This is a genomic window from Muribaculum sp., assembly GCF_029051885.1.
Classification (GTDB): Bacteria; Bacteroidota; Bacteroidia; order Bacteroidales; family Muribaculaceae; genus Muribaculum.
Genome location: NZ_JAIDKI010000027.1, coordinates 19,886 through 32,278, shown reverse-complemented (window position 1 = coordinate 32,278; position 12,393 = coordinate 19,886). Strand labels below are relative to the sequence as shown.

Genomic DNA, 12,393 nt, shown 5'->3' with positions numbered 1-12,393 from the left:
CGGTCAATCGCCGGCATCTTTCCGCCTGCTCTTCGGTCGTTATGGAACCCCATAACTCCCTCATCACAAGCGAAAATGTGCTCGACGATTGACCGCCCTGACGGTAACATTTATTATTAAACAAGCTCTTAAACAGCTTCTAAGGGCATTTTTCAATATGCTCATAGGTGTAGGTCCGATAATAAAATACGCGGCAGCATCCATACATAGGGAGCTGCCGCGTTATTTTGCGCTGTGTGCCGTTGGATTATCGGATGATAGCTGTTACTACCTTGTCGGCATAAACACCGCGTAGGATGGATTTGAGAGCCTTTCGGCGCATAGTGCCGCTTTTTATTATTACGAGTATTGTTGCGCTGTCGGCGTTGAATGCATCCACATATGCGCTGATGTGAGAACTGTCGGGCATTATGACTATATTGTATGCTCCGCTCTTGAGCTGCGGCTGGAAGCGTGGAGACAGTATCGCGTCATTGTCCTCAAGATGGTTTATGAGATTTACCTGACGGCCGATGTGCTCAAGGCTGTCGGTCAGTTCGCCGACAATGTTGTTGCCATCGCTGTCGGCAAGATTGCATACGTAGATGGTTGTCTGCTCCGGTGTGGACAGAATATTAGTGCGAAGTCCTGTGATTGATGATGCATCGTCAGGTGATACCATGACAGCTCTTGGCTCGATATGCATCGAAGCCAGGTCGGTAGTATCCTCCACGCGGTTGCGCCACAGCACAAGGAATATTGCCAGGAATGTGGGGAGCGCGAAGCTCAGGAACAGGGCAATCAGGATTAAGATAATATTCTTGGTGTTGCTTACCTTTTCCGGAGTATGCGGAGGATCGATTACGAATCCGAGAGTAGATGTAGATGATACCTGAAGAGCTGCATTCTCGCGCTTCTGGAGCAGGAACATATAAAGCTCGTTTTTCATCGTGCGGTCGCGCATGAGATTGATATATTCGCGCTCATAGGCGGGCATCTTGTTGAGACGCGACTGTGCTGTGCCCATCAGGCCCGACATTGCTTCGAGCTGCATGCGGCTTTCGGCGAGCATACCGTCGACATTTTTAAGAATTGAGCCACGGAGTTCGTCAATCTGCTCGTTGAGCGCAACGAGCTGTGGATTCTCGCCTTTGGCCGAGCGCTCCAGATTTTTGCGGGCGAGGAGGAGCTCGTTGTACTTTGCAATCATCGGGTTGCCGAGACTCTCTACAACAGGTATGAGACTATTGGCCGACTCGGGATTTTCGAGGGTGGATTTTACCGTACGGTAATATTCCTGCTTGGTGCGTTCTACGGTTATGGCCTCGGTTTTGCCGACGGTGCTTTCGACAAGCATACTGGCTTGCGCGTCCATCCCTATAAGGTTGTTTTCCGACTTGAATTTCTCCAGTTTTTCTTCCGATTCCGACAGGTCGCTGAAGAGGTCGGCTATGCGTGCGTCGTAGAATTCAAGTTCGCTCATTGCATTCTCGGCACGGCGCTCGATGCGGCGGTTGTTGTACTGGTTTATGTATTCGGCAAGCACCGTGTTGCAGTATGCGTCGCTGCCTCCGGTGATAGAGATTTCGATTACGTCGGCAAGTTTGTCAACAACGTCGGTGCTGGTATTTTTTTCCAGTTTGAGAGCTGCTGTCTTCACGCCTGAGATTACAATGTCGATATCCATTTTCTTTCCGTCGAGTAGCGACATGTCGCCGGCGGTCAGTGTCACGGGACCGTATGGTGTGTCGAGATTCACGGGTAGAGTGGCATCCTTTACCTCGTCGAATGTAGTACGCCAGAAGAGGCGTCCCCTCATGGTTTTTGCATTGACATGCTGGTCCGGTGAAATTTCCACACGTATAAGAAATGGGAACGCCAAAGTATCAAGCACCGACTGGGGCATTGTGGCCTTTACCGGTGAATTGGGGAAAAGCAGGTGTTTCTTGAGTCCGTCGCGCTCGATGTATGTCGATGTAAGTCCGAGAGCCTTTACGGTGCGTACGGCCATGTCGTGAGAACGGATAAGGAATATCTCGTTGTCGACCGAAGATGACCCGAAGCCTCCGACCGAGAACATCTTCATCATACCCATAAGTCCTCCTCCTTTGCTTGCGCCGGAGCCGGTGTCGGATGTGCTCTCCTCTATCAGTACCATGGCTCTTGACTCGCAATTTTTCATTGACCTTACTACTAATATTGAGGTCAGTCCGACGATGCCGATGAATGCCATGATATAAATCCACCGCAGGCGTAGCATTTCGCGCCAGTAGCGTCTTATGTCAAGGGTGTTGTCAGTAGCTTTTTCCATTATATTTTGATTCTTTTTTTATTGTCGGTTGAGATGGTTGACGATGTATTTTCTATAGTTGCGTCATCGGGGACAGATTTGGCCAGTGAGCATATCATGCCCAGCAACATCATGGCTACCTGTCCGGAAGGCTGGACAAATGTTGTTGATCCGACACACTCTATAAGCATTGCCGAGATAATCAGAGCTCCGATTGAGAACTGATTGATGTATTGCATCGGATTTTTCCGAATCATCGTCCGTAAAAATCTATAAGTATAAACCCAGAAGGCGATGAATAAAATTACCCCTATTATGCCGAATTGCGCTAATGTCGGGTAGAATGCGTCGCAGATGAAATCGGGCATGTCGGGAGACAGACCATGTATGTTGTTGAGTCCATATTCATAATATAGCGACGAATAATTTTCAGCAGATGGAAAAGAGGCAAAAGAAGCCAGTCCCGAACCAAAGGGGAAATAATCAAACAATATCGTAAAACCATGCAGATACATTACCGGACGGGCGAAACTCTCCATCACGTTAGGATCGAAAGTATCCGAATTACCGGTTATGAAATAGAAACTGAATTTTTTCCAGGACACTGCTATGAATACTCCGATAAGCGAGATAATCATAGTCAGGTGCTTTATGTTTATCTGTTTTAATAACCCCGGTCTGTAGAAAAACATGAAGAAAATTCCGAGCACATAATACCCGTAGAATTTTGAACGTGTACACAGCAGTCCGCCTGACATTATTAAAAGTAGAATCAGTTTATCGCGGTTGACAATTTTGCCATCAGGCGTTATGCAGCTAAACCAATAGCATAATGCACATATATAAACAATGAGACCTGCGAATGACTGGTGCTCAAAAATCATGCCGGCCTTGGTTGGGCCCATCATCAATATTCCAATGGTGATTACTGCCACAAACAATGCGCATTTTTGGAGGAGACGCAAATCGCCGTCCGTCCATCTGGGTGATATTCCGAGGAAGACAAAAAACGGCACGTAAGGTTTTATCTCAATAAGTGCGTCTGTAAGAACATAGCGTGTAGTGTTGAAGTGTACTCCTGTCAGAGAATATACAATACATACGGATATTATACCAAGCAATATCCATAGCGGGATATAGTTTTTCCATCTCTTATTGATAATACTGTCGGTGATGGCTATACCCAGCAGAAAAACGGTTATGCTTTCGTCGACCGGTTTCAAGAATTTATGGCTGACGAGCAGAAGCATAAGTGCCGAGAGAAATAGCCATATGCATATCCGGTCGATTCGTATCATTTTTTGATTTGGAATAGTCTACTTTACAGTGAGTGCAATTACTAATGAAGCTATTACAGAAGCGGCACTGACGATTGTCGATATAGTGGAGAGTTTGAAGCTGTTGTTTTGATTGTATTTCGAGTTATCCTGTTTTATGCTGTTGGGCTCTACATACACGATATCGTTCTGTTGCAGGTAGTAGTATGGCGATGAAAACAAGGAGGTGTCATGTAGATTTAATCTCATATAGCCCATAGTACCATCAGGTTGTTCACGCATTATGATTACGTTATCGCGTTTGCCATATTCAGTCAGATCTCCGCATGCTGACAGAGCATCGATTATAGAAAATTTCTCAGTGGTTACGTTGACTGTTTGGGGTTCTTTCACCTCTCCGATTACTTTTACCTTGAAGTTTACTAGAGATACAAATACTTGTGGATTTTTGACAGTTTTTTCTATCTGTGATTTCAGGTAATTTTTTAGTTCTTCGATTGTCATGCCTTCGACATGTATTTTTCCTAATACAGGGAAGTCTATATCACCTTTTTTGCTTACGGTATATGTGAGATATTTAGGAGTGGCTGATGATGTAGTCTGAGTATTTCCAATTGAAGTAGATGTGATATCGGTAAAATCTTTACCGGTCACCGGAGTGGCCATAATAGTATTAAACTGAGCTGATGCCGACGGAACTTCCGAACTTACTACAATCATCAGCTCGTCCTGAGGCATTATTTTAATCTGATAATCGGCAGTCTGTATTGTTCCGCTCTGTGAATCATTTATGTTTTCAAAATATGCGAGGTCTTTTTGCGTGGTGCAGGCACAAAATAAGATAGATGATATCAATATGATAAGGATATGGCGAAAATGCATATACTCAGATTGTTTTTAAGTTTAATGTTATTTATTCTAAACGGTAGTTTGGACGGCTTTATTGTCGAAGTGATTTGATCGGTATGAATTTTTTAATCATGTTGTTAACTTCCGGCGTCTTGATATACTTATATTGGATTATTATGAAATATATGGTTGCAAATAAAACCCCTGTGGCAAAATGTATATAGTTATTATTAAATATATGGCCCATATACCATAGGGATACACCCATAGGAATATATATGATGACCTGTTTAATCAAATCGTATACAGGAAACTTTATTGGTAATAAATTCACCACAGCTTTCATAGATAGAATCAACAGAGTAATTTCCGCTCCAATCCATACAATCGCAGTTCCAATTGCACCCAATGGTCTTGCGAGTAGAATATTGAGTACAATTGTTATTAATGCCGAGATTGCAGCGTTTCGCATTAATATCTTATCTTTTTTATATGGCATCATTATCTGTTCGATTAGTATCTTGTTGTATCCTATGATAATAAGCAGAGGGAATATGAGTATCATCGGTATTATAGAACCGTTGAATTTAGGTCCACCTATTATAAAGATAATCTGAGGAGCAAGACATATGCCAGAGATTATGATTGGTATGGATAATGCAATAAGGGTATTCGTAGTTCGATGGATGAGGTTGATGAATTCGTCGATGTTTTTCTCTGAAAGAAGAGCCGACATGCGGGGAAGCGCTACACCGGTAAATGCATAGTAGAATGCAATAATCACGGCAAACATCTTTAATGCAGTAGTGTAATATCCTACTTCGGTCTCATTTGTGGCTATTCCCAAAAACATCACGTTGAAGGTATTGTACATACCTATGCATAATGAGTACAAACCAAGATATATAAATGGTCGGATATAAGATTTACACGACGAGCGATTAAATACAAATTTTATTTTCTTACGACCATATTCCCAGTTTGCAATAGCTCCGGCCACCTGAATTCCTACCAGTAATATATAATATTTCTCGTAATCTGAGGCTTGTCGAACCCATATAAATACCCCTATTACATATATGAATTTTATTATTAGGGAGCGGATACTTATATATTTGAAATCCTCAAGTCCACAGAAAAACCATTCGATAAGCAGGAATTTAAAAATCAGTTTTATTACACCGATGAATACCATTTCAGGATATTCAGAAAGTGCAGGAAGAAAAATATATGTAGCCCCTAAGGCCAGCAATGAAAGTATAGTAAATAGCAGGTTTACGAAAAATAGTCCGGAAAAAGCATTTGAGAGTCTTTCCGGATTATTTTTGGCAGATGCGATTTCTCTTACGCCTACCGACATCATGCCCATGGTTGACAGCATTATGAAATAATCAATTGTGCTGTCTACAAAATTTACAATGCCTACATTCTCCGGACCCAATACTCGTGAAATGTATGGGAATACGGCAAATGCCATTAGGTGATTGCCGCCGGTGAGAATAAAGTTGTATATGAAGTTTGTTTTAAGTGAGGGCATAATGAAATTCAACGACTAGATTATGCAAATTATTGTGGTTGAAGTATAAGTAACCGTTCCAAGTTGTTTTTTAATATTAAAATATTATCGCTAAGTAGTATAAAGAAGTATTCTTTTTAGATTAAAATAAAAACATTATCTTTGTGAAAAATGCATTCTATATGGAAAATTTAACTGATGGCACTTTGGGATATCTGCGTGATACGATTGAAAAATATGGAGCAGATGCGTGCATGGCACGGCCTATTTCGGCAAATGATTATTTTAGATGGGAGCGGAGGGATTCGTATCTGAAATGGCGTCTCCCACGTAAAAAAGTACATGATATTAATAAAATCATTGATATATCCACTCTTTCATTTGCATGGGATCAACAGATGCCATATCCTGTGGAAGTGCCTTGTTGCCATGCTTCTGCAATGGTAAAGAGCGAACTTGCAAAGAAGTGTCGTTTTGACTCTAATTTTAAAGGTTGCGCTTATCGGGAGGAAACGGATTTCTTTTTTAGGCTGAGTCTGGATTATAATGCCAAACTTATGTATGATGCCAGAGGGGTGCAAATGAATCTCCCGCCATCAATGTCCTGGAATTCAGGCGCACGTGCTGGCGGGTATGAAGTTTGGCGAGAATCGGCAATAGAATGCAATCGTTATTTTTTGGAAAAAAAACTGGAAACGTATTTCATCAAAATATGGGATTGATAAAAGTATTGATGAGATGGATGAGGAGTTTCGCAATAGTGTTCCTATAGAGAAGCCTGAGGATTCAAAGGTGAAAGAATTTCTAAAGAAATGTTATTTTAAATTATTTGTTTAACTTTGATGAAAGTCTTATTCATTGCCACAGAGCCAGCTCCCGGTATGCGACCGTTTGTTGCGACAATCATAGCTGCTCTTGATTCTTGCGCAGATTTTGATGTACGTCTGCTTGCCGTCAATAGGGGCAAGCAAACGTTCACTAATCTTATATCTCATGATATTTTGAGGAGTGTTGAATATCCATCAAATACTGTGAAAAAGGCATTATATAAGATATATCCTCGAAGCATAATAAAGGCCATAAAGGAGGAGATTAAAGAATATACCCCTGACGTCGTACATTTCATTACCGGAGATTTTTCTATGGCTTTTACATGTATGGCAGGAATACTTGACTTCCCGTTTTATTACACTGTGCATGACCTTTTTCCTCATGAACGTAAAGGACTAAAAGGGAATCTGTTTGATCGCTACATCCAATGGGGGAATGCGCGGATGAAAGATAAGGCTAAAGTGTTGACTACATCGTCTAAATTTCAGTTTGAATACCTGAAAGGGTTGGGAATGTCAATCGGATTTACCGCATTTCCTTCGTTAATTACTGATGCCATCAGATCTGGTAAAAAAGTCCCCAAGGAGATAGCGGGTGAAAAAAATTATATATTATTTTTTGGGAGTGTTGATTTATACAAAGGTACGGATTTGCTTGAGTCGGCATGGAAAGACGTGCGTAGTGCAGGAGAACATAAATTGATTATTGCCGGATGTGGCTTGGGATTGTCTTCAAAGAAGAATGATTCTATTATAAGAATCAATCGCTTTATTGAAGATGATGAAGTTCAGGAGTTATTCTTGAATGCCGGTATTGTCGTTTATCCTTATCGCTCTGCAACAATGTCCGGAGTTTTATCATTGGCTTATTATTTTAAGAAAAAGGTAGTTTGTTCTGATTTGGATTTTTTTATGCAATATCCCTCAGATAATACATTCTATTTTGAACGTGGCAATGTAAATTCCCTTGTCAATGCAATAGAATCTGCTTACATGGCTCCTTATGTGGATGATGGAGCATATGAAAAGTATTATTCAGAAAAACAACTGATTGAAGATTATTGTAGACTATATGAAATTGGTATGTGAGTCTCGTGTATTGTTTTTATTATGAGATTTGAATGTCATCTGTTCTTATTTCTCAAAATGTCACTGATGATATTCGAAAGATGATTGACAAAAGAGACGGAGGAACAGTTATTCCTAAGGTATTTCCGCAAGCTATGTTGTTGTGAGGCGATATTACTAGTTAGGCGTATGCTGTCGGCCCATTTTAGTGGGTCATTACTGGCTATAAGTCTGGCATTGGATATTTCGTCGTTTATATATCCTCTGGTGGTCACTGTGTCGGTCGTTACGATTGGTTTGTTCATTGCGGCGGCTTGAAACAGCACTATCAGGCCGGCCGGAGCTTCAGTGTCGAGAGGCAGGCATACGACTTCGGATGAGGCCATCTCATTGAGGAATTCATCGACCGGAATGTCATGCCGGCAGGTTACATTTTGAGGGAGTGAGGCGCCGATTGCGTTCCACACCTCCCCCGGCATTATCAGTTTGAATCTCATTTCGGGCATTGCCTTGGCTATATCAGCCATCATCTGCCAGTCACGTCCGTTTTTGCCTCCGCAGAATACGGTGTCGGGCTCCACAGGAGTCGTGGCAGCGATATCGGCAAGGTCATCATATACATACAGGTCGGGGAGGTGATAGTAGCTGAAGTCGCGTCGGAATTTGCGGTTAAGCCATTTACCATATTCCGGAGAGGTCACTGTCGCATGGAATCTTTTGGAGGAAAGGGCCCGCTTGTAAAGCCACGACGCAACTCTGTTTTTCAGAGTCGGCTTGTCTTTAAGAAGTATATTTATGGCAACGATATTGCGCTTGCGGCATGTGAGTAGCGCAATCCACCAGCATATTACTGCCTGTATGTCGAGGTAGCATAGCAATATATCGTCCTTGGTTGTCGTGTTTACCGCATGCCATGCGCCTTTTATCCACATAAGGGCCTTTCGGGACGCAGCCGGTGAATTGATTAGAATGCTCCCTTCCGGACGCGGATAATATGTTTCGCCGGGCTGGTCGATGAGAAAATATTCCATATTGCGGCTATAAAAGCAGGTTTAAGAGAATGTTTTGGATTTGGCTTATGTTAAGATTTAGAGAGAATTTCCGAGAATGTTTCAATCTTTCATTCAGTCCGGAAAGACCTCTAAAGATTTCATAAAGTTAAATTCAAAACATTCTCTAAAACTGTAAAAAGCCTGCGCCCGGTGTGTCTGTTGCCGGGCGGCAGGCTCAATGTGTTATTGGATGTAGGGGCTTTTGTCAGCCGATTTTGTCTACTTCGAGGTCGCCGTTGAGCACTTCGTGCCAGGGGAGACCCTGGGCGGCGATTACGGCCAGGAACGGATCGGGATCAAACTCCTCTACGTTGTGTACGCCGGGCTTTTCCCACTTGCCTGTGAGGAACATCATGGCGCCGGCCATGGCAGGCACGCCGGTGGTATAGCTTACGGCCTGCATGCCGGTTTCGCGGAATGCGGCCTCGTGGCTACAGTTGTTGTAGATATAGTAGGTAAGGGGTTTACCCTCCTTGTCCTTGCCCGATATGCGGCATCCGATTGAGGTCTCGCCGTGGTAGTTCTCGCCGAGGTCCTGCGGATTGGGGAGCACGGCTTTCAGGAACTGCAGCGGTATTATCTTTGTGCCGTTGTATTCCACCTCGTCGATGCGGGCCATGCCTATGTTCTGGATTACGCGCAGGTGGGTAAGATATTCCTGTCCGAAAGTCATCCAGAAGCGCGCGCGCTTGATAGTGGGGAAGTTCAGTACCAGGCTCTCGAGCTCCTCGTGGTAGAGCAGGTAGGAGTCGCGGGCGCCGATGTTGGGATATGTGAGCGGTGCGTGGATTTCCAGCGGCTTGGTCACCTTCCACTCGCCGGCCTCGTAGTAGCGGCCGTTCTGAGTGATTTCGCGGATGTTTATTTCCGGGTTGAAGTTGGTGGCGAAAGCCTTGCCATGGTCACCGGCATTGCAGTCTACGATGTCGAGATACTCCATCTCCGAGAAGTGGTGTTTGGCAGCATATGCGGTGAACACACCCGATACGCCCGGGTCAAATCCGCAGCCGAGTATGGCGGTCAGTCCGGCCTTCTCGAAACGTTCGCGGTAGGCCCACTGCCATGAATACTCAAAGTGGGCCACATCCTTGGGCTCGTAGTTGGCGGTGTCAAGGTAGTTGACGCCACACTTCAGACACGCCTCCATGATGGCGAGGTCCTGATAGGGCAGGGCTACATTGATTACCAGACGGGGCTTGTGGCGCTCGAAAAGAGCCACGATATCGTCTACGTTGTCGGCGTCCACACGGTCGGTAGTGATGTTGGGCGCGCCTATCTTTGCGGCCAGAGCGTCACATTTGCTCTTGGTGCGCGAAGCCAGCACGATTTCGGTGAATACGTCGGGATTCTGTGCACATTTGTAGGCTACGACAGTTCCTACGCCTCCGCAGCCGATGATTATGACTTTTGACATGATTATGTTTTGGTGATTCTGGTTATTTCTTGTCTTCCCGGGTCTGAGCCTTGAGCAGGTCGCGTATCTCGGTCAGAAGCTGTTCCTCTTTGGTCGGTTCGGCCGGAGCTGCCGCTGCCGGAGCTTCCTCCTTGGCCTTGATTGTGGCTTTCTTGAGCTTGTTCATCCAGCGGATAGCCACGAAGATACAGAACGCGATGATGAGAAAATCTACAATCGACTGTACAAACATTCCCCAGGTAAGCATTACCTCAGGATTGATTACAGTGCCGTCGGCCGCGGTCTCCGCCGCCTTGAGCAATATCTTGTGGTCTTTGAAGTTTACCCCGCCGGTGGCTATCCCGACAACTGGCATTATTATATCATTGACCAGCGATGTTACGATTTTGCCGAAAGCGCCGCCGATAATCACACCGACTGCCATGTCGATGACATTGCCTTTCATGGCAAACTCCTTGAATTCGGTAAGAAATTTTCCCATAAGTTCTAAAATATCAAAGTTAGTGCAAAACTACGAAAATTAACGGAATAATGCGCTCCGAGGTTCAAAAATCTTGTCGTAATTTCCCCAATCGGAGCCATTAAGGAAATTTTTCTTTTATTTTAAAAATATAGATGTGACGAATGAAAAATATTTATTACTTTTGCGGAGTGAAAGACATACGGCAATACCGTACCTTTCCGAAAGGCAGATAATAAAAATATCATAACCCAATAATTTATTGAATTACTATGACTAAAATCGGTATTAACGGCTTCGGCCGTATCGGACGTTTCGTGTTCCGTGCATCTACAAAGCGTGACGACATCGAGGTAGTTGCTATCAACGACCTCCTCCCCGTTGACTACATGGCTTACATGCTCAAGTATGACACCATGCACGGCAAGTTCGACGGTACTGTTGACTACGATCTCGAAAAGAGCCTTCTTATCGTAAACGGTAAGGCTATCCGTGTTACTGCCTGCAAGAACCCCGCTGAAATCGCATGGGGCGCAGTTGAGGCTGAATACGTTGTTGAGTCAACCGGTCTCTTCCTCACAAAGGAAAAGGCTCAGGCCCACATCGAAGCCGGTGCCAAGTATGTAGTTATGTCGGCTCCTTCAAAGGACGATACCCCCATGTTCGTATGCGGTGTAAACCTCGACAAGTATGTTAAGGGTACTCAGTTCGTTTCCAACGCTTCTTGCACAACCAACTGTCTCGCTCCTATCACCAAGGTGCTCCACGACAAGTTCGGCGTTAAGGAAGGCCTCATGACTACCGTTCACTCTACTACCGCTACTCAGAAGACCGTTGACGGTCCCTCTATGAAGGACTGGCGTGGTGGCCGTGCCGCTTCCGGCAACATCATCCCCTCTTCTACAGGTGCTGCCAAGGCTGTAGGTAAGGTAATCCCCGAACTCAACGGCAAGCTCACCGGTATGTCTATGCGTGTCCCCACTCTCGACGTATCTGTAGTTGACCTCACCGTTAACCTCGAAAAGCCCGCTACTTACGACGAAATCTGCGCTGCCATGAAGGAAGCCAGCGAAGGCGAGCTCAAGGGTATCCTCGGCTACACTGAAGATGCAGTCGTTTCAAGCGACTTCCTCGGCGACCCCCGCACTTCTATCTTCGACAAGGCTGCCGGTATCCAGCTCACTCCGACCTTCGTTAAGGTTATCTCTTGGTACGACAATGAGATCGGCTACTCTAACAAGGTTCTCGACCTCATCGCCCACATGAAGAAGGTAAACGGCTAATCAGCCCAACCCAATCATAAAGCATCAGCGCCCGCGGCCATCAGGCCTGCGGGCGCTTTTATTATATATGTACTTTCCGTGGGGATGCGAATATGACACGGTTGTCAATACGGTGTATGCAGCTGCATGCGTAGCAGGCGGCGGGAGGGGTGGAGTGGGGGATTCGGGAGGTGTTGTTACAGGGCCTGGTACATCGGAATGCAACAAATATGACACAGAATTGAAATATGTTGCCGGATATTTTTTTTATTTAGGATTTATTATGTAACTTTGTGAGCGAAATAAAACAAGGATGTGTAGGTGATTGATTGTCAGAATGTTGATAATGCACATCAATGTATCTAAAAATTAGGCTCACATATTTTATATAATAAT

General features: G+C 44.5%; 10 protein-coding genes. 3 read left to right on the top strand and 7 right to left on the bottom strand.

Features of this window, described 5'->3' with window-relative positions; all coding sequences use genetic code 11:
• Positions 1 to 247 precede the first annotated feature (247 nt).
• The 4 genes from K2I50_RS01090 to K2I50_RS01075 are packed head-to-tail and all read right to left on the bottom strand — an operon-like array spanning position 248 to position 5,932.
• Positions 248 to 2,290 (bottom strand): GumC family protein, encoded by a 2,043-nt coding sequence (locus K2I50_RS01090; RefSeq protein ID WP_301024407.1) that lies wholly within the window; start codon positions 2,288 to 2,290, stop codon positions 248 to 250.
• Entirely contained in the window at positions 2,290 to 3,567 is a 1,278-nt protein-coding gene (locus tag K2I50_RS01085) for an O-antigen ligase family protein (RefSeq protein ID WP_301024406.1), read from the bottom strand. Before K2I50_RS01085 ends, K2I50_RS01090 begins: the two co-directional genes overlap by 1 nt.
• Positions 3,568 to 3,585: 18 nt before the next feature.
• Positions 3,586 to 4,428, bottom strand: coding sequence for a polysaccharide biosynthesis/export family protein (locus K2I50_RS01080; protein WP_301024405.1), 843 nt, complete (start codon positions 4,426 to 4,428; stop codon positions 3,586 to 3,588).
• Between the two features lie 58 nt (positions 4,429 to 4,486).
• Complete coding sequence (locus tag K2I50_RS01075; RefSeq protein ID WP_301024404.1) at positions 4,487 to 5,932, bottom strand: flippase; 1,446 nt, start codon at positions 5,930 to 5,932, stop codon at positions 4,487 to 4,489.
• Positions 5,933 to 6,093: 161 nt separating this feature from the next.
• On the opposite strand from K2I50_RS01075, the gene K2I50_RS01070 reads away from it, so the two are divergent.
• Complete coding sequence (locus K2I50_RS01070; RefSeq protein WP_301024403.1) at positions 6,094 to 6,633, top strand: hypothetical protein; 540 nt, start codon at positions 6,094 to 6,096, stop codon at positions 6,631 to 6,633.
• Positions 6,634 to 6,753: 120 nt separating this feature from the next.
• Positions 6,754 to 7,830: a glycosyltransferase family 4 protein gene (locus K2I50_RS01065; RefSeq protein ID WP_301024402.1), complete on the top strand. Its 1,077-nt coding sequence runs from the start codon at positions 6,754 to 6,756 to the stop codon at positions 7,828 to 7,830.
• Between the two features lie 35 nt (positions 7,831 to 7,865).
• Here the strand turns inward: K2I50_RS01065 and K2I50_RS01060 are convergent, their stop codons facing one another.
• From K2I50_RS01060 to mscL, 3 genes are all read right to left on the bottom strand, one after another.
• Positions 7,866 to 8,840: a glycosyltransferase gene (locus K2I50_RS01060; RefSeq protein ID WP_301024401.1), complete on the bottom strand. Its 975-nt coding sequence runs from the start codon at positions 8,838 to 8,840 to the stop codon at positions 7,866 to 7,868.
• A 226-nt stretch (positions 8,841 to 9,066) separates the two neighbouring features.
• Positions 9,067 to 10,275 carry a saccharopine dehydrogenase family protein gene (locus K2I50_RS01055; protein WP_301024400.1) on the bottom strand — a complete coding sequence of 403 codons (1,209 nt, stop codon included), beginning with the start codon at positions 10,273 to 10,275 and terminating at the stop codon, positions 9,067 to 9,069.
• A 22-nt stretch (positions 10,276 to 10,297) separates the two neighbouring features.
• Complete coding sequence (gene mscL, locus K2I50_RS01050; RefSeq protein WP_301024399.1) at positions 10,298 to 10,756, bottom strand: large-conductance mechanosensitive channel protein MscL; 459 nt, start codon at positions 10,754 to 10,756, stop codon at positions 10,298 to 10,300.
• Between the two features lie 251 nt (positions 10,757 to 11,007).
• On the opposite strand from mscL, the gene gap reads away from it, so the two are divergent.
• The gene (gene gap, locus K2I50_RS01045; RefSeq protein ID WP_068961616.1) at positions 11,008 to 12,018 is read left to right on the top strand and encodes a type I glyceraldehyde-3-phosphate dehydrogenase; all 1,011 of its coding nucleotides are present in this window, start codon (positions 11,008 to 11,010) and stop codon (positions 12,016 to 12,018) included.
• Positions 12,019 to 12,393: the final 375 nt, after the last annotated feature.